This window comes from Hymenobacter sp. PAMC 26628 (assembly GCF_001562275.1).
Taxonomy (GTDB): Bacteria; Bacteroidota; Bacteroidia; order Cytophagales; family Hymenobacteraceae; genus Hymenobacter.
The window spans coordinates 41995-60144 of the sequence record NZ_CP014304.1 but is presented as its reverse complement, the minus strand read 5'-3'; the positions used below and the strand labels follow the sequence as shown (position 1 = coordinate 60144).

Genomic DNA, 18150 nt, shown 5'->3' with positions numbered 1-18150 from the left:
CCGTAGTTAGAGACTAAATTTGCTTTAGTACTAATATGATGAGTGCAAAAATATTTGTTGGGTTGCAATATAATGCATCGTTCCGGCCAAAGTAGTGATTTACCCCACCAACGGGAGTTTTTAACCAGCCAGTGACATATTTTAGAACTATATCCCGATGAAGCTGATAGAAAAAAGGCAGATAAATTTTTTTAATTCTACATCTACTAAGTTAGAATAATTCAAAATGTATTAATCAGATTCGATTTAATATGTTTTGTATTTCTTCCATAATAATAAAAAGATTATATGCGGCAGCAGGGCAGTTTATACCTGATTCAGACAAAGCCGAACAGCCTTGACTACATCGCTGAGGTGGTCTATGCAACGTTTTTAGATGGCCAAAATGCGGGGCGCTTTGCACTTATTCTTGAGGACTTAGCTAACGATTGTACCGCCGCTACCCAATACCACCAGCTATCCAGGCGTTTTTACTGGTGGCCGCGCGCACAAAAAAGCCCCTCCTCCAGTGCGGAGGAAGGGCTTTTTCGTGCGCGCGGTGGGCAGAGGCGCTATGGGTTTCCCCGGCCGCTGCCCACCACCAGGGTCCGGAGCGGCTCGTTGAAGCCGACGGCGTCCACCAGCTCTTCGAGGGGCAGGTGGAGGCGGTACTTCCAGAAGTGGGCGGGGTTGCTAGGCACGTTAATTTGCTCGGCGGCGGGGTCGGCGCGGCGCAGGTGGCCGTCCATGCCCAGGTAATCTTGCAGGGGCAGGATGGCCCACATGGCCGGCGAATGCAGGTGCTGCACCACGATTTCGCGCACCACCCAGGGCTCGCAGTAGAGCGGGGCCACCTCGCGCCAGTGGCCCAGCAGGGTTTCGAAGTAGCGCTGGGTGGCCACGCGGTTTTCCTGCCACCAGCCGCGCAAGGTGCTCATGTCGTGGCTACTGGTCGTGACGACGCTCAGATAGGGCGCGTCGTTGGGGTGGCTGAATTCGAGGCCGGGCGTGGCGGGCATGCGCTGAATGTGCAGGCCCAGGATGCCGAGCTGCTTCATCACGCCGGGCACCGAGGCGGGCACCATGCCCAGGTCTTCGCCGCAGATGAGCAGGTCGGTGGCGTAGCGCACGGCTGGCAGCTTGGAGAGGCCCTGCTGGCGCCAGAACTCCTCGTGGCGGTGGAAGAAAAAGTCCACGTAGATGCCGTCGTAGAGCCGGCGGCGGGCCTCGTCGCCGTCCAGCTCGCGGAACGACCAGGTTTTGTGAAGCGTGATGCGCGGGTGGTAGAAGTCGGCCGTGGCGGCAGGCACGAACAGCACCTCGTTCACCAGCTGGTACAGGTTGGGCAGCAGCCAGTTGAAATAATCGGCGTGCTGGGGTTCGGCGGCGACTTTGCCTTGCACGTAGGCCTCTAGCTCACGCTGGGTGCCCAGGCCGGCCTTGAAGCGGTAGGTGCCGTAGCCGGCGTCGTCGAGGTATTCCTCGAACACGCCTTGCGCCTCTTTGCCGAAGATGGCCTCCAGCACGTGCCAGCGAATGTAGGGCTCGCAAAGGCGGCCGTGGTCGAACCACCCGAGGCGCTGCTCAATCTCGTGGCGGTGCAGCGGCAGCGCGGGCGAGAAATGGCCCAGCAGGCCCTCGACCGAGTGCGCGGGCATTTCCCAGATGCGGAAGAAGCCCAGGATGTGGTCGATGCGCAGGGCGTCGAAGTAGCGGCCGAGGTGGCCCAGGCGCTGCTGCCACCACGCGTAGCCGTCTTCGGCCATGCGCTGCCAGTTGTAGGTAGGGAAGCGCCAGTTCTGGCCGGTGGTCGAGAAATCGTCGGGTGGGGCCCCGGCCTGCTGGTCCATGTGGAACAGCTCGGGCTGCGTCCAAGCCTCCACCGAGTGGCGGTAAATGCCGATGGGCAGGTCGCCCTTCAGCACCACGCCCTTGGTGCGGGCGTAGGCCACGGCCTCGCGCAGCTGCTTGTCGAGGTGAAATTGCAGGAAGAAGAACAGGCCGAAGTCGTCGTAGTCGGCCGCAGTTTCGGCGGTTAGGGCCCCCAGGTCGGGCGGGGTGCGGAACCCGGCCGGCCACTGGGTGAAGTCGGCGGTGCCAAACCGGTCGCGCAGGGCCGAGAAGGCGGCGTAGGGCGTCAACCAGGGGCCCTGCTCGGCCAGGAACTGCCGGTAGCCGGCGTCGGCCAGGAAGGCCTTTTTCTCCTGCTTGTACAGCAAGCGCAGGAATTTCCACTTGGCGGCCATCACCGGCTCGTAGTCCACGAAGTCCTTGGCGTTCAGCTCCTGCTTCAGGCGGGCCAGCTCAGCGGCGTCCTTCTTGCTTTTCAGCGGCGCAATGCCTTCGAGGTGAAGAAATTGTGGGTGCAGCGCGTACACCGAAATGGCGGCGTACGGGTACGAGTCAACCCAAGTGTGGGTGGCCACGGTGTCGTTGATGGGCAGCACCTGCACCAGCTGCAAGCCGGTTTGCACGGCCCAATCGGTCAGCAGCTTCAAGTCGGCGAACTCGCCCACGCCCAGGCCGCTTTCGCTGCGCATGGCAAACACGGGCAGCGCCACGCCGGCCCCGCGCCAGGCATTGGCCTGCCGGTAATCCTCGTCGTTGAAAATACGCACAGCTTCCGCGTCGCCGGTGGCGGGAATCACGCGGTTCTCGCCGCCTTCCATGTCGAGGGCGTGGCCGGCGGCGGCGTCCCAAATGGCGTATTTATATAAGCAGTCTTCGCCGGGGTTTTGCAGCTGCACGGTGGCGGCCCAGGTGGGGTAGTCGGCATCCGAGAGCACCAGGCACTGGCGGTTGTCCCAGGCCCCTAAGGCCGGGTCGGAGCCCAATACGCACAGGCCCAAGTGCGGGGCCACGCGCGGGTTGGCGAGGTGCAGCACCACGCTGCCGGCCGGGGGCCCCGCGCTGGCGGGCGCCGGGGCCCCGGCCTTCTTCTTACCCTTGGTGGCTTTGGCTGGGTCCTGCGCGGGGGCCCCGGCGGCCGGGCGGCGAAACAGCGCCTTGGTGAAGGCAGCCGTAAACAGCTCGTTTTCGGGCACGGCGGGGGTGTGCCAGTAATCGGCCAGCAACACGCGCTGGACGGGGCCGGCGAGGATCAGCGTTCGGTTGGCCCGGGCCTCCCAAGTGGGGGCCCCGTCGGCGGCCAGTAGCACATACTTATAGGAGAGCGGGCCGGCGGGCAGTTCCACGTCGAGGTACCAGCGGCCGGCTACTTCGTCGTAGTTCATGGGGGCCGCGGCGGCAGCCTGCCAGTCGCCCAGGGCGGGGCCGGTGCCGCATACAGCCAAGCGCTGGCCCCAGGCCGTGCGGTACGGAAGCGAGAATTGAATGGTCATAATCGAAGCTTAAAAACTGCCGAAAGATAATTCGGCCCAGCCGCGCCGGGCGCTAAAACCGGTATTTCCGCGTTGGCCCTTTCGATTTGAGCCCCAACCCGGGCGCTTAAATTTGCGTTTAGACGACCTTACCTTCTTCCGCCTGCACCATCAGTACCTCTTCGCTCTACCTACGCCGCGCCCTCTACGCCCTGCTGGGGCTGATTGGTTTTGTGCTATTGCTGCTGGTGGCAGTGGTGGTGGCGCTTCAGTTTTCGGCCACCCAGGATTTTGTGGCCCGCCGGGCCGAAAGCTACCTGCAAGGCAAGCTGCACACCACCGTGCGCATTGGAAAATTCCGCACCGACTTCCGCCACGCCATCAACCTGGATGACGTGTACTTGGCCGACCAAAAGAACGACACGCTACTGTCGGTGGGCCACTTGGGCGTGAGTATTGATATTTTTGCCCTGGCCAAGAAGCAGGTGAGCATCAGCGCCGTGGAACTGAACGACGGCCGGGTGCGCCTCACCCGGACGGCCCCCGATTCGGTCAATAACTACGATTTCATCATCAAGGCCTTCACCGACCCGACGGCCCCGGTGGACACTACCTCGTCGGGCCTGAAGTATAACATTGGCAAGGCGCGGCTAACCAATATCTACTTCACCCAGGACGACCAGATTACGGGCTCCGACCTGCGGGCCCGGCTGGGCGAAGTGGCCGTGACCATGGACGAGGTGGACGTGGGTAAATCCATTTATAAAGTAGACGAGGCGGCGCTGCGGCGGGCGTCCATCCTCATCAACCAGACTAAAACGGCGCCTGAGGTAGCCAACCCCAAGCCCTCCGAACCACTCACTTTGCAGTTTGGATTAAACCACGCCGTGCTCGACAGCGTGAGTTTCGTGTACAAAAACGGGCCCTCGGCGCAATTTATTGACACCCGCATCGGGCTAGCCGATGTGACGGCCAAGCGCATCGACCTACAGAAGGAGCGTGTGGACCTGACCAAGCTTACGCTGAAAAACACGCACTTCGCCTACGCCCAGAACGCCCAAACACCAGTGGCGAACCGCGTTGTAAACCCGGCCGAGGCCGTGCGCAAAATCAACGAGGCAGCCGCCAAAAACCAGCTGGTCCAGGCCCCTGCCAGCGCCCCGCTGAGCTGGCGCGTGACGCTGGCCGAATCCGACATCAGCGGCGTGGACGTGGCCTTCGACAACTTCAACGAGCCCAAACAGAAAACTCGGCTGCCAGCTCTGGACTACAACCACTTGCAGTTTACCGACCTGGTGCTGAACACGCACGATTTGGCGTTTTCGGAAAATCGCACCACGGTGAAGGTGGACAACCTGGCGGGCAAGGAGAAAAGCGGCTTCCGCATCGACTCGTGGCGCGCCAACGTCATCTATGATTCGGTGCAAGTGCGCCTGGATAGCCTCGACCTGATTACGCCCCACACCCGCATCCGGCGCACGCTGGCCATTGGCTTTCAAAGCCTAAGCGGGCTGAGTGACCCCAAGCAACTGGCCAAAATGCGCGTGGAAGGCGACCTGCGCAATGTCCGTTTGGGCTTCCGCGACATCCTATACCTGGTGCCGAGCCTGGCCGGCACGCCGCCCTTCAACACGGGGCCCAACCAGTCGCTGCTTATCAGTGGGCTGGTGAACGGGCGGGTGGACGACCTCACGATCCGCAACCTCGACGCGGTGGCCCTGCGCGGCACCGTGCTGAAAGCGCGGCGGGCCCGCATCACCGGCCTGCCCAACGTGGACGGACGGCTGTACACCGACTTTGACATCCAGCAGTTTAGCACCACGCGGGCCGATATTTTGAGCCTGGCGCCGAAGGGCACCATTCCGTCCACCATCAGCGTGCCCCCTGCCCTGGCGCTGAGCGGCACCTTCCGGGGCCGGCCCACCACGCTGCAATTCGCCACCAATTTGCAGCTGAACACCACCTACGGGGCCCTGGCGTTCAGCGGCGACCTGGGGGCGGCGCAGGCCAGGGGCAAGCAGCCGCTGGTGGGCACGTTCGCGGTGAAGAACTTCGACTTTGGCCAACTGCTGAAAAACCCGCAGCTGGGGCGCGTCACGGCCTCGGGGCGCATCAATGCCACGGGTAACTTGCAGGACCCCGCCACGCTGGTGGGCCGCGTGAACGCCACCGTGCAGAGCGCCCGCTACAACGGCTACAACTACCGCGGCATCGCCACGACCGTGGATATCGACCGCAATAAGTACACCATCAAGGCCAGCAGCCGGCAGGACCCTAACCTGGCCTTCGACCTGAACGGCGTAGTGAACCTGCGCAACGCCAACAACCCCGCCTACGCCTTCAACGTGGGCCTGAAAAGCGTGAACCTGAAGGCCCTGGGCCTGTACAACGGCGACCTGCGCCTGCAGGGCAACCTGAAAGCGGACCTGAGCGGCAACAGCCTGAACACGATTCAGGGCACGTTCGGCGGCGACAACGTGGTGATTGTGCGCGACAACCAGCCGTTTGCCTTCAAAACGTTGCAGGGCCGCATCGTGCAGACGGCTACGCGCACGGCGGTGGATTTTGACTCCGATCTGTTCGGGGCCCAGCTCGACGGCAACGTGCACCTGGGCGACCTGGCCCCCGAGCTGCAGCAGCACTTGGCGCGCTACCTCAAGCTGCCTGGCGTGCGCTACGTGGCCAACGGCGCCAACCGCCACTTCACCTACTCGCTGGTGCTGAAAGACCCCAAGCTGGCCACTAAGCTGGTGGCGGGCCTGAAGGAGATTTCGCCCTTTACCCTGGCCGGCGAGTACAGCCGCCAACAGGCCAAGCTGACCGCTACCACCAGCATTCCCATCATCCGCTACCAGAACTACCGGGTTGACTCGCTGAACCTGAACGTGGGCTCGAACGCCCAGAAGCTCGACTACGCCCTGCGCCTGGCCAAGGCCGCCCAGGATACGACCATTCAGCTGCGCCGGCCCGCCGTGGTGGGCAACATTGCCGATAACAAGGTGTTTGCCCGCGCGTCCATCCTCGGCGACTCAGCCAACCGCGAGCGGCTGGCCCTGGCCGGCACCCTGCAAACCATGGACGCTCCGGCCCGCCGCGGGCAGGCCCCGGGGGCCGTGGTGTACCAGTTCGAGGCCGCGCCCGCGCAGGTTCTGAACTACGAGAACTGGACGGCGGGCGTGGGCAACTTCGTGCGCTACTACCCCAGCGGCGCCGTAGTGGCCGATAAGCTGAACCTGACCAACGGCAAGAGCACGCTGGCCGTGCAGAGCAAAAACCCCGCGCAGCCCACCTCGCCGCTGAACGTCACGTTCACCAACTTTGACCTGGCCGAGCTGGCCAAGATTGTGCAGCAGCAGGATTCGCTGGTGGCCGGCACCCTCAACGGCACGGCCGAGCTGCGCGGGCTGGGCACGCCGCGGCTGGCCTTCGTGGCCGACGCCAACGTGAAAGGCCTCGTGTTCCAGAAAGCCAACCTGGGCGACCTGACCCTGCGCGCCACCAACCCCAGCGCCAATCGCTACAACGTGGACGCCCGCCTGACCGGCGGTGTGCCCGCTGGGGCCCCCAACGACGTGCGCCTGGCCGGCTACTACCTCACCACGCCCAACAGCCCCAGCCCGCTCAACTTCACCCTCACCGCCCAACGCCTCAACCTGAAGCTGGTGGAGCCGTTCTCGGCCGGGCAGGTGCGCAAAACCACCGGGGCCCTCACCGGCGAGCTAACCGTGGCCGGCACGCCCAGCGCGCCCGTGGTGCGCGGCCGCCTGGTCACCACCGACGACGCCAGCTTCGTGGTGCCGCAGCTGGGGGCCCCCTACCGCCTGCCCCGCCAGGCGCTGGCGTTTGACGCCGAGGGCATCAAGTTCGACAACTTCACGGTGCTCGACTCGGCCTCGAACAAGGCGGTGGCCAATGGCTACCTGCGCACCAAAAACTTCGTCGACTACGTGTTCGACCTGCGGGCCGTGACTAACAAATTTGTGGCCGTGAACAGCACCCGTAAAGACAACCAGCTCTTCTACGGCCTGTTGGTGCTCGACTCGGACACCCGCATCACGGGACCCCTGTCGCTGATTGCCGTGAACACCAAGGTGACCATCGTGGACGGCTCGCGCCTCACGGTGGAATCGCCGACCGACGACCCGGCCGCGGTGGCGCGCGACGGCATCGTGAAATTTGTGGACAAGCGCGCCCGCCTCGACACCTCGCTGGCCCGCAAGGTGCGCCTGGACACGGTGCAAACCGGGGCCGTTGGCTACAGCATCGCGGCCCAGGTGACGGTGACGGACCGCACGCCCTTCACCATCGTCATCGACCCGGTGAGCGGCGACAACCTGCAAGTGCGCGCCAGCGGCACCCTCGACACCGAAATTGACCCAGCCGGCACCATCACCCTGAGCGGGCGGCTGACCGTGGCCCGCGGCAAGTACCACCTCTCGCTCTACGACCTGGCCACGCGCGACTTCCTCATCCGCCGGGGTTCGACCATCAACTGGAGCGGCGACCCCTACAATGCGGACCTCAACATCACGGCCGTATATAAAGTAAAAGCCCCGCCATCGGAGCTGATTGCTGGCCAGGGCGCCGACGATGCCACCACCACGAGCATTGCCCGCAACCCGCTGCCGTTTAACGTACTGCTGAATGTAACCGACCAGCTCAGCAAGCCCACTATTGGCTTCGATATCACGTTGCCCGAGGACCAGCGGGGGGCCCTGGGCGGGCAGGTAGACGCCCGCCTGGCGGCTCTGCGCCAGCCTAACCAGTCCTCCGAGCTGAGCAAGCAGGTGTTTTCGCTGCTGATTTTGGGGCGGTTCGTGGCCCAGAACCCCTTCCAGAGCAGCAGCGGCGAGGGCTTCGTGGCCGGGCAGCTGCGCGGCTCGGCCAGCGCCGTGCTCACCGACCAGCTCCAGAGCCTTACCGGCAAGTACCTCTCCGGCCTGGGCCTCGACCTGGGCGTGACCAACCAGGCCACCTACGGCACCGACGGTAGCCAGGGCAGCCGCACCGACCTGAACGTGGCCGTGCGCCGCCAGCTGCTCAACAACCGCCTCACCGTGCGCGTGGGCACCGACATTGCCCTCTCGGGCGGCAACGGCACCCAGAGCACCACCGGCGCCAGCAGCGCCAGCAACCTAGTGGGCGACGTGAGCCTGGAGTACTCGCTGCTGGCCGACGGCCGCCTGCGCCTGCGCGCCTACCGCCAGAACGGCTACGAGGACATCGACGGCCCGATTGTGCGCACCGGGGCAGCCCTGGTGTTCCAGCGCGACTACGACAACCTCGGCGACCTGTTTGCCAAGGTGAGTGCCCCCGTGAAGCAGCAGCGCAAGGAAAGCCGCAAGCAGGAGAAAATTGACCGCAAAGCTGAGCGCGACTCGGTGAAAACCACGGCCTCCCGGGCCGATAGCAGCCGCGTGAAATGACCCAGCCCCCCACCCATCGCCTGGGGGCCCCCGAGGCCCCGGCCCGCCGCCTGTGGGCGCGCTGGCCCGCGCACCTTTTTAACCCCATTGTGTTGTCGTTGACCCATCTACCTTCCCGCCTCCGCTTTCGCAACGTGCTCGTGGGCGGCGCGGCCCTGTGGCTGTCGGCCTGCTCGGGGCTGAAATACATTCCGGCCAACGAAAAGCTCTACACCGGCTCAACGGTGAAGATTGAGGCCCCGGAGAAGCCCAAAAACGAATCGGCCCTGGTGACGGAGCTGGAGGCGGTGGTGCGGCCCAAGCCCAACTTCTCGTTCCTGGGCCTGCGGCCGAAGCTGTTTTTCTGGCACCTGGGCGTGGGCAAAACCAAGGGCTTGGGTCACTTCTTCGCCAACAAGCTGGGTGAGGCCCCGGTGCTGCTCTCGCAGGTGAAGATTCCGGCCACCGAAAATCTGATGCTCAACCGCCTCTACAACCACGGCTTTTTTGCGGCCAAGGTGGGCCACGAGGTCAAGGAAAAAGCCAACACGGCCCAGGTAGACTACAAGGCCACCGTGGACCGGGCCTACACCATCCGCAGCATCACGTTCCCGCAGGGCGACACGCTGCTGAACGCTGCCATCCGGCAAACGGCGCCCAACACGCTGCTGAAAGTTGGGGCCCCCTACGACTTGGCCGTGCTCACCAACGAGCGGCTGCGCATCGACGAAGCCCTGAAAAACCAGGGCTACTATTACTTTTCGGCCGATGCGCTGCTGTTTGAAGTGGACAGCACGTACCACAAGGAACTGAACGTGTTCGTGACCGTGAAGGGTACCACCCCGACCCGCTCGCGCCAGCCCTACCAGCTGCGCAACGTGACGCTGAACACGGACTATGTGCTGACCGACACCACGTACCGCCCGCCCATCATGGCCGACGGGTTCCGGTACTTCCCCGACGAGGAGATGTTCCGGGCGCGGGCCATTACGCGGGCCACGTTCCTGTTTCCCGACAGCCTGTACCGCCGCAAGCGGCGCGACCAGACCCTGAGCCGCCTCATGAGCCTGGGCACGTTCAAGTTCGTCGAAATCCGGTTCCGGCCCGTGGCCGCCGGCGACTCGGCGGGCCCCACGGCCCGCTACCGCGCCAACGCCCCGGCCAGCCTCCGGGCCGACTCGACGGACATCGGCACGACCCAGCAGTTCCCGGCCCTCAGCGGACCCGTGGGCCTGGGCCGCCTTGATGCCGACGTGCTGATGACCCAGCTCAAGAAGAAAAGCCTGCGCGCCGAGCTGGGCCTCGTTAGCAAAAGCAACGGCTTTGTGGGCCCCGGCCTGAAGGTGACGTTTCGCAACCGCTCGGCCTTCCACGGGGCCGAGCAGCTGCTGGTGAACGCCACGGCCTCGACCGAAACGCAGAGCAACGCCGGCGGCTCGGGGGCCCTGGGCCTGACGAGCTACGAGCTGGGCGTGGACGCGCAGCTGCTCGTGCCGCGCCTCATCGTGCCCAACCTGCCGTTCTTCAACCCGCGGCTGGTGAACTCCGATTTTCAGCCCCGTACCACCTTTGGGGCGGGCATCAAGATGGTGACGCGGGCCGGGTTCTTCACTGAACAGCTCGTCAACCTGAACTACGGCTACAACTTCAAGACCAAGATTACCAACGAGCAGCAGATTACGCCCATCGACGTATCGTACGTGCGGCTGTCGAACACCGACACCGCTTTTACCAATTTGCTGGAACGCAAGCAGTTTCTGAAAAACTCGTTCCGCGAGCAGTTCATCCTGGCCAGTAGCTACCGCTACACCTACAACCAGCAGGTGCTGGAGCAGCGCCGCCAGCAAATCTATTTCCAGGGCGGCATCGAAACCAGCGGTAACCTGGCCGCGCTGATTTCCAGCAAGGTGGGCACCAAGAATGACGATGGCAAGTACACCATCGGCAACCAGGCGTTCAGCCAGTACGCCAAGCTCGACCTGGAAATCCGCGAGTACTTCCGCCTCTCGGCCGACCCGGCCAAGGGCAACCGCATTGTGGGCCGCCTGCTGGCCGGTGTGGGCCGCCCCTACGGCAACTCCAGCGTGCTGCCCTACATCAAGCAGTACGGCGTGGGGGGGCCCAACTCCATTCGGGCCTTTGCCGCCCGGGGCATCGGCCCCGGCACGTACAAGCCCACTGGAGCCGACGTTAACAACAGCTTCTACGACCAAGTGGGCGACATGCGCCTGGAGGGCAACCTCGAGTACCGCCAGGATTTGTTTCCCTACGTGAAAGGGGCCCTGTTCGTGGACGCTGGCAACATCTGGCTCGTGAACAATGACCCCGCCCGGCCCGGCGGCCAGTTCAGCGCCAGCACCTTCCTCAACCAGCTGGCCGTGGGCGCGGGCGCAGGCATTCGCATCGACGTGCAGTTCTTCGTCATCCGCCTCGACTACGCCGTGCCGCTGCGCGCCGGCTACGGCACCCCCACCGATACCAATGGCAACGTGAGCCACACCGGCCGCCTGAACCTGGCCATCGGCTACCCATTTTAGGGCCCCGGGGGTAACCCGGGTGGCTGGGCCGTCGTAGGCAACCAGGATTAACAAAGCTGTTCAGAAAGTATAATTGAACGTCATGCTTAATGCAGTGAAGTACCTCTGCTGCGCATAGTAACTCAATCAAAAGGGTTTACTGTTGCAGCAGGAATGCTTTGACAAACTCAGCACGAGGTTCAATAAACTTCCTGAACAGTTTCGACACAAAAAAGCCCTGCTACGTAGCGTAGCAGGGCTTTTTTGTGTCCTATAAAACCGCTGGGCGCCCTAAGCGGGCACGGCTTCCGCACGCGGCTTTTGCGCTTGCGGGGCGGCCCCCACTTGGGCGGGCGCCACCGTCACCACCACGTATTTCGACGTGGGCGTGTTGCTGGTTTTGGCTACGCTGGCAATGGGTACCAGTGGGTTAGCCTCAGGAAAGTAAGCTGATACGTTGCCGCGCGGTATTTCATAAGGCACCACGATGAACTTCTCCACCTTGCGCTCCTCGCCCTCGTAGTGGCTCGTGATGTCGATGAGGTCCTTAGCCTTAAGGCCGCGCTCGGCAATGTCGTCCTTGTTCATAAACAGCACGCGCCGCTCGTTGTGGATGCCGCGGTAGCGGTCGTTGTACTCGTAGATGGTCGTGTTGAACTGGTCGTGGCTGCGCACGGTCATCAGCACGAGTTGGCCCGGCTCCAGGGTGTACTTCTCCAGCTCGGTGGTGCTGAAGTTAGCCATGCCGTTGGCGGTCGTAAACTTCCGCTCGCGGGGCCCATTGGGCAGGTAGAAGCCGCCGGGTTTGCGCAGTTGCTCGTTGAACTTTTCAAAGCCCGGAATCACGCGCGAAATGTGGTCGCGGATGACGTCGTAGTTCTCCGTCATGGCCACCCAGTCGGCCACATTGGTGCGGTCGGGGCCCAGCGTAGCAATGGCCACGCCGGCCAGAATGGCCACTTCGCTCAGCATCTGGCCGGGCAGGGGCACCAGGGCCCCCTTGTTCTGGCTCACCACGCCCATCGAGTTTTCGCACGAGGTCATCTGGTGGCCCGCCTTCTGCATGTCGATGTCGAGGTGCGTGAAGCAGGGCAGCAACAGGCTGGTTTTGCCCGTCACCAAGTGGCCACGGTTGAGCTTGGTGCCCACGAACACGGTCAGGTTCTGCTTGCGCATGCCTTCGGCAATCAACTCGGTGTCGGGGCCCGCGGCGAGCAAGTTGCCGCCCAGGCTGAAGTACACCTTCGTGTCGCCGTGGTACATCGACTTGATGGTTTCCACCACGTCGCGGCCGTGCTCGTAGGGCGGCTGGAAGTTGAACTCCTTGCCCAGCGCGTCCTGGAACGTTTTGGTCGGCTGCTCCCACACGCCCATCGTGCGGTCGCCCTGCACGTTGGAGTGGCCGCGCACCGGGCAGGTGCCCGCGCCGGGCTTGCCAATGGCGCCCTTCATGAGGTGCAGGTTCACGATTTCCTGGATCGTTTGCACGCCCTGGCGCTGCTGCGTCACGCCCATCGCCCAGCAGGTAATGATTTTCTGCTTGGTGGCCAGCATGTTGGCCGCTTCCAGCAAATCGGCGCGGCTGATGCCACTGATTTGCTCGATGTCTTCCCAGCTGGTGTTGCGGATGTTCTGCTCGAACGACTCAAACCCGGTGGTGAACTCCTTAACAAAGGCGTGGTCAACCACCTTGCCCGGGTTGCGGTCCTCGGCTTCGAACAAGTGCTTCATGATGCCGCGCAGCAGGGCCATGTCGCCGTCCACCCGCACTTGCAGGAACAGGTCGGTGATGGTGGTGCCGTCGCCGAGCAGCACGCCCAGCGCCTTCAGCGGGTTCATAAAGTCCTGCGGGTTCTTGAAGTGGTTCAGGCCGGCCTCAATCAACGGATTGATGCTGATAACCTTGGCGCCGTTCTTCTTCGCCTTTTGCAGCGCCGACAGCATGCGCGGGTGGTTGGTGCCCGGGTTCTGGCCAATGATGAGGATGACCTCCGCATCGTACAAGTCGTTGAGCGTGACGGAGCCCTTGCCCAGGCCCAGCGTGGGACTCAGGGCCGCGCCGCTGCTCTCGTGGCACATGTTGGAGCAATCGGGCAAGTTATTGGTACCGAACTGCTTGGCAAACAATTGAAACAAGAACGCGGGTTCGTTGGGCACCTTGCCCGAGGTATAGAACGCCGCCTCGTCGGGCGAGGCCAGTGCGTTCAGCTCCTTGCCGATGAGGTCGAACGCCTCGGGCCATTCGATGGGCTCGTAGTGCGTGCCGCCGGGGCGCTTCACCATGGGGTGCGTGAGGCGGCCGGAATTGTTCTGGTCGCGGTCGGTCATGCGCGAGAGGTCGGCCAGGCTGTGTTTAGCGAAAAACTCGGGGCCTGCGGACCGGTCGTCGGCGTCGGAGGCCGTGGCCTTGGCGCCGTTCTCACAAAACTCGGCAAACGAGCGGTGGTCGTCGGGGTCGGGCCAGGCGCAGCTCGAGCAGTCAAAGCCGTCCTTCTGGTTCATTTTCAGCAGGCCCCGGGTGCCGCGGTTCACGCCGCCCTCGGTCCAGCTGAACTCCATCGACTTGATAACGGCTGTGACGCCGGCGGCAATTTTCATGCGCGGCTCCAGCTTCAGGCCAGTCAGTTCCTCAGGAGGCTGGGCCAACACGGGGTATTGGTGCTTGGCGCCCGTGTTGTCGGGGGCCGGGATGTGGCGTTGGTCACGTTCCATCTGGGGGTCGGGGCGGTAGTGGTCGGGCGCGGGCGCTTCGCCCTGTTCCGAACGCTCGCCGCTCTTGGGCGCATTGTCTTGGGCCCCTTGCTGATGGGTCTTACCAGCTTTGGCGGGGTCGTTGGTGGGAGATTCTTCCATGGGGCGGGACATGCTAAAAGTGTATTAGTAATATGTTTACGAGCCGCAATGGTTAGTGGCGGCAGTCCAAGTCTTTCTCGACCAAGATACGCAGCTGCTGGGCGTCGGCCAAGGCCACGTGCTCTGAAAAGCCATTTTGGTCGGTGGCCGTCCAAGCGTCGGCCAAGGCCGCGGGCACCAACACTGTGAGGGCCCCGGGCGCGTAGCGTACGCGCACGGCGGGGACCACGGCGCGCTCCAGCATGTAGGTCAACTGCTGGCCCGCGGCGTCGCCGAAATGCACCGCCGCCGCCACCCGGCCCGTGGCTGCAAATTCTTGCACTTCGGCATCGGACAAGCGCAGGCGGAGAGTATTGTCTTCAATGCGAAGCTTCATGCTGATACGAGCCGCTGGTTGATACGAGCCGCTGGAAGCAGCAAATTGGTAGTACGGCGTTTGTGGTAGGACGAACAGCCGATGGGCGCAATTTAGGTCCCCAGCGGTTCGCCCACGGGCCCCACCCGCCACGGGTGCGCGTAAATGTTGAACCGCTCGTTGCGTACAAAGCCGAGCACCGTCATGCCAAAGCGCTCGGCGGCCTGCACCGCCAGGCTGCTGGGGGCCCCCACGGCGGCCAAGATACCAAGGCCAGCGGCGGCGGCTTTTTGCACCAGCTCGAAGCTGGCGCGGCCGCTCACCAGCAGCACGTGGCGGTGCAGCGGCAGCCAGTCTTGCAGCAGCGCCGCCCCAATGAGCTTGTCGAGGGCGTTGTGGCGGCCCACGTCTTCGCGCAGCAGCAGCAGCTCGCCCTCGGGCGAAAATAGAGCCGCCGCGTGCTGCCCACCGGTTTGCTCAAAGCCGGCCTGGGCGGCGCGCAGGCGTGCGGGCAGCTGGTGCACGGTGGCGTAGGCCAAATGGGGCCCCTGGGCGGGCAGCACCGGGCAAGACGTGGTTTGGATGGCGTCGATGCTGGTTTTGCCGCAGACACCGCAGCTCGAGCTGGTGTAGAAGTGCCGCTCCAGGCCCTGGAAATCAACGGGCACGTGGGCAGCCAGCTCGGCCCGCACCACGTTGCCCGCTTCCTCGGGCTTCTGCACGTCGGGGCAGGGGCGCACGCCCAGCAGGTCGGCTTTCCCGTGGATAATGCCTTCCGTTAGCAAAAAACCGGCGGCTAATTCTTCGTCCTGCCCCGGCGTGCGCATCGTCACGGACAGTGTGCGGTGCGCGCGCCCGCCGCCTTCCACTGCGTAGCCCAGCCGGATTTCCAGCGGCTCTTCGGCGGCCAGCTGGTCAGACGCCGGCTCGGCGGGGCCCTCGCCGCGCACTTTTTGCACGGTGGCAAATTCGTAGCTGGCGGCGGGCAAAAGGATGGCGGGTTCCATGTGAAAACAAAGGTTGGCCGAGCACAACTGCTAAAGCCGACCGGTGGTTTGGCCACCGCCTTGCCCCCCAGCGCCGAACAAGCAAATGGGCCTGGTTATATTTGCTCGAATACAACGCTTTTCCTCATGCTTTGCTCTATCCTGCGCGTTTGGGGGCCCATGCTGGCCGTTGCCTTGCTCTTCGGGGGCCCAAAAACAGCTCGCGCCCAAGCACCCGCCGCCAAGCCGGTGGCCGGCACTTCGGCCACCGCCGCATTACGCCTCGACAGCCTCGACGGCATCACGCGCATCCTCACCGCCGCTGATTTCGCCGCCCTGCCCCACCAGGAGGTGCGCGCCACCGGCAAAGACGGCCAAGCCCACACCTACCAGGGCGTGGCGCTGGCCGATGTGCTGGCCTTGGTGGGGGCCCCGCAAGGCAAGGCCGTCCACGGCGAGGCGCTGGCCGTGGCCCTGGTGGCCGAGGCCGCCGACGGCTACCGCGTGGTGTTCGCCCTGCCCGAGCTCGACGCCGCGTTTGCCAGCCAGGTAGTGCTGCTGGCCACCGCCCGCGACGGCCAGCCGCTCCTGGCCGAGTCGGGGCCCTACCAAATCATTGTGCCCCAGGAAAAGCGCCCCACCCGCTGGGTACGGCAGGTGCGGCGCCTGCGCCTGGTGCGGGTGCCGGCGTAGGGCCCCCGCCGGCCCTCAGCCCAGTAGCTGCACCAGCTGGTCCAGCATGCCGTTATTGATGGGCTTGGGGAAATACCCTTCCACTTCTTTGTAAGACTTTGACTTCTCGATGTCGTCGGGGTGAATGGACGAAGTGAGCACGCACACGTGCACCGGCTTTTGCAGCGCCAGCCCGGAAAAAGCGTCCAGAAATTCCCAGCCGTCCATCACCGGCATGTTGAGGTCGAGCAGAATCAGGTCGGGCACTTCCGCCGCGTGCTGCTGCGCCCGCTGGAGTTCATCAAAGGCAACTTGCCCGTTCGGGTACTTCTGCACCCGGCCAAAGGCACGGTTTTTCTTAATCAGTAATTCCGTAACGGTGGAGGTAATCCAGTCGTCTTCAACAATGTACACCAGGCTAAACATTTTCATTAAAATAAACTTTGAACGTTGATCCTACGCCAACTTCGCTTTCAAGTTCAATTTTGCCCTCCATCGCCTCGATTTGGTTCTTGGTGATGAACAGCCCCACCCCGCGGGCATCTTCGTTGGCGTGGAACGTTTTGTACATCCCAAACACCTTGGCTTTGTTGCGTTCCATGTCAATGCCCAGGCCGTTGTCGCGGATGGTGAGCACCAGGTAGTCGCCATCGCGGTAGCACCCCAGCGCCACGTGGGGCGCCGCGGTTGGCGAGCGGTACTTGATGGCATTGCTGAGCAGGTTAAGCAAGATGCTGTCGAGGTAAGCAGGCACGACGTGGACCGTCGCCGCAGCCGGAATATCGACGGCCACGGCGATGCCGCTCTGGTGAACCAACACACTAAGAGCTTCCAGGGTTTTGTCTACTTCCTGCCGCAACTGGCGCGGCTCCCGGGACTGGTTGCCGTGGCTGTTGGCCGTTACTATTTCGTTGAGGTTCACGATGGTCTCGGCCAGCTTGTCGGTGCTGGTTTTCAGCATCCCCAAAAACAGGGCGGCCTGCGCCTCGTCGGCCGCGCTTTGCAGCAGGCCCACCAGGGCCGTCAAGTTGGCCGAGTGCGAGCGGATGTTGTGGGAGATGATGTAGGCGAAATTCTGGAGGCGGGTATTCTGCCGGTTGGTGACGTCCAGCAGGCGCTTCGACTGCTCCAGGTTCTCGACGAGCAGCGTGACGTCGTAGCCCACGCACAGGATTTCGCTCACCTGCCCATCGGCGTTCAGGATGCCTTTGAACTCCCAGTGGTTGGACTTCACCGTGTGGTCTTTGTAGGGCTTGCGCAGAATTACCTGGTGCGGTACTTCGGGCTCGGTGAAGCATTGGTTCACCACGGCCAGGCATTTGGGCCGGTCTTCCTCGACGATGCTCAGCATCGACGAGGTACCGATGATGTTGCTGTCCCAGCCGAACCGCTCGTAGAAAAAGTCGTTCACGTAAGTATACATCCCGTGGGCATTGGTTTTGATGATGTACACCGACTGGTTGCTGAGAATGGAGCCGTAGTGGCTGGCCACCTCCTGGGCGTATACTTCCTCGTTGCGCTGCTGGGTAACATCGATTAACACCCCTAGCAGCCGGTAAGGACGGCCGCTGCCGTCGCGCACCACCAGCCCCTGGCAGTGCATCCACACCGTGAAACCCCTCCGGTGAGTGCACCGCACCAACTGGTGGTAGGTGTCCGAGCCGTCGGCTATGCATTCCTCGACGTGCCGCCGGGTCGCGGCCTGGTCATCCGGGTTCAGCGCGGCCCGCCAGGCGTCGGCCTGGGCCGGCAGGGCCCCCGGGTCGTAGCCCAACGTGCGCCAGAATTTGGCATTCGCCCACTGGTGTGCCGCGTCCAAGTCCCAGTACCAAAGGCCGTCCAGGGTTACTTCCTGGATAAAGTTCAGCAAAGTATTATCCAACTTTTGCAGCGCCTGCAGCTCCTCTGCGAGGTAGCTCATGTCCCCGGCATTTTCAGAAATAATCAGGTGGTTCGTCATAAAATAGATGGTTTTTGAATAATGGTGCGGGGGCAGTGGTTCGCCGGCCAGCGGGCCCCGGAGAGTGCCCAGCCGCTGCGTAGATTTTTATTGGTAAAATTCAA

9 protein-coding genes are annotated in these 18150 nt (G+C 63.3%); 3 read left to right on the top strand and 6 right to left on the bottom strand.

The genetic code is table 11. The annotated features are described in order from the left end of the window. Positions 1-551: 551 nt before the first annotated feature. Entirely contained in the window at positions 552-3320 is a 2769-nt protein-coding gene (locus AXW84_RS00615; protein WP_068227305.1) for a 4-alpha-glucanotransferase, read from the bottom strand. A gap of 212 nt (positions 3321-3532) precedes the next feature. Between AXW84_RS00615 and AXW84_RS00610 the strand changes: the two genes are divergently transcribed. Next, positions 3533-8725, top strand: a complete 5193-nt coding sequence (locus AXW84_RS00610; RefSeq protein ID WP_157886725.1) for a translocation/assembly module TamB domain-containing protein — start codon at positions 3533-3535, stop codon at positions 8723-8725. Further along, the gene (tamL, locus tag AXW84_RS00605) at positions 8722-11241 is read left to right on the top strand and encodes a translocation and assembly module lipoprotein TamL (protein ID WP_068227302.1); all 2520 of its coding nucleotides are present in this window, start codon (positions 8722-8724) and stop codon (positions 11239-11241) included. The genes AXW84_RS00610 and tamL overlap by 4 nt, the downstream gene beginning before the upstream one ends. A gap of 270 nt (positions 11242-11511) precedes the next feature. Here the strand turns inward: tamL and AXW84_RS00600 are convergent, their stop codons facing one another. The 3 genes from AXW84_RS00600 to fdhD form a co-directional block, all read right to left on the bottom strand. Next, on the bottom strand, positions 11512-14085 hold the full coding sequence (locus tag AXW84_RS00600) for an FdhF/YdeP family oxidoreductase (RefSeq protein ID WP_236943210.1): 2574 nt from the start codon (positions 14083-14085) through the stop codon (positions 11512-11514). Between the two features lie 40 nt (positions 14086-14125). Continuing rightward, positions 14126-14449: a DUF7009 family protein gene (locus AXW84_RS00595; protein ID WP_157886724.1), complete on the bottom strand. Its 324-nt coding sequence runs from the start codon at positions 14447-14449 to the stop codon at positions 14126-14128. A 92-nt stretch (positions 14450-14541) separates the two neighbouring features. Beyond that, on the bottom strand, positions 14542-15435 hold the full coding sequence (gene fdhD, locus AXW84_RS00590; protein ID WP_068227296.1) for a formate dehydrogenase accessory sulfurtransferase FdhD: 894 nt from the start codon (positions 15433-15435) through the stop codon (positions 14542-14544). A 126-nt stretch (positions 15436-15561) separates the two neighbouring features. Here fdhD and AXW84_RS00585 point away from each other — a divergent pair, with 126 nt between their 5' ends. After that, positions 15562-16107 (top strand): molybdopterin-dependent oxidoreductase, encoded by a 546-nt coding sequence (locus AXW84_RS00585; protein WP_071889701.1) that lies wholly within the window; start codon positions 15562-15564, stop codon positions 16105-16107. 15 nt (positions 16108-16122) lie between these two features. Here AXW84_RS00585 and AXW84_RS00580 read toward each other — a convergent pair whose 3' ends face one another. Both AXW84_RS00580 and AXW84_RS00575 read right to left on the bottom strand, forming a co-directional pair. Further along, on the bottom strand, positions 16123-16518 hold the full coding sequence (locus AXW84_RS00580; protein WP_071889698.1) for a response regulator: 396 nt from the start codon (positions 16516-16518) through the stop codon (positions 16123-16125). After that, complete coding sequence (locus AXW84_RS00575; RefSeq protein ID WP_068227290.1) at positions 16505-18046, bottom strand: sensor histidine kinase; 1542 nt, start codon at positions 18044-18046, stop codon at positions 16505-16507. The genes AXW84_RS00580 and AXW84_RS00575 overlap by 14 nt, the downstream gene beginning before the upstream one ends. Between the last annotated feature and the right edge of the window lie 104 nt (positions 18047-18150).

What these genes read in the sequence shown, in the direction of transcription:
- AXW84_RS00615 (WP_068227305.1), bottom strand. Translation starts at nt 3,320, where the DNA reads ATGACCATTCAATTCTCGCTTCCGTACCGCACGGCCTGGGGCCAGCGC.
- tamL (WP_068227302.1), top strand. Translation starts at nt 8,722, where the DNA reads ATGACCCAGCCCCCCACCCATCGCCTGGGGGCCCCCGAGGCCCCGGCC.
- AXW84_RS00600 (WP_236943210.1), bottom strand. Translation starts at nt 14,085, where the DNA reads ATGTCCCGCCCCATGGAAGAATCTCCCACCAACGACCCCGCCAAAGCT.
- AXW84_RS00595 (WP_157886724.1), bottom strand. Translation starts at nt 14,449, where the DNA reads ATGAAGCTTCGCATTGAAGACAATACTCTCCGCCTGCGCTTGTCCGAT.
- fdhD (WP_068227296.1), bottom strand. Translation starts at nt 15,435, where the DNA reads ATGGAACCCGCCATCCTTTTGCCCGCCGCCAGCTACGAATTTGCCACC.
- AXW84_RS00585 (WP_071889701.1), top strand. Translation starts at nt 15,562, where the DNA reads ATGCTTTGCTCTATCCTGCGCGTTTGGGGGCCCATGCTGGCCGTTGCC.
- AXW84_RS00580 (WP_071889698.1), bottom strand. Translation starts at nt 16,518, where the DNA reads ATGAAAATGTTTAGCCTGGTGTACATTGTTGAAGACGACTGGATTACC.
- AXW84_RS00575 (WP_068227290.1), bottom strand. Translation starts at nt 18,046, where the DNA reads ATGACGAACCACCTGATTATTTCTGAAAATGCCGGGGACATGAGCTAC.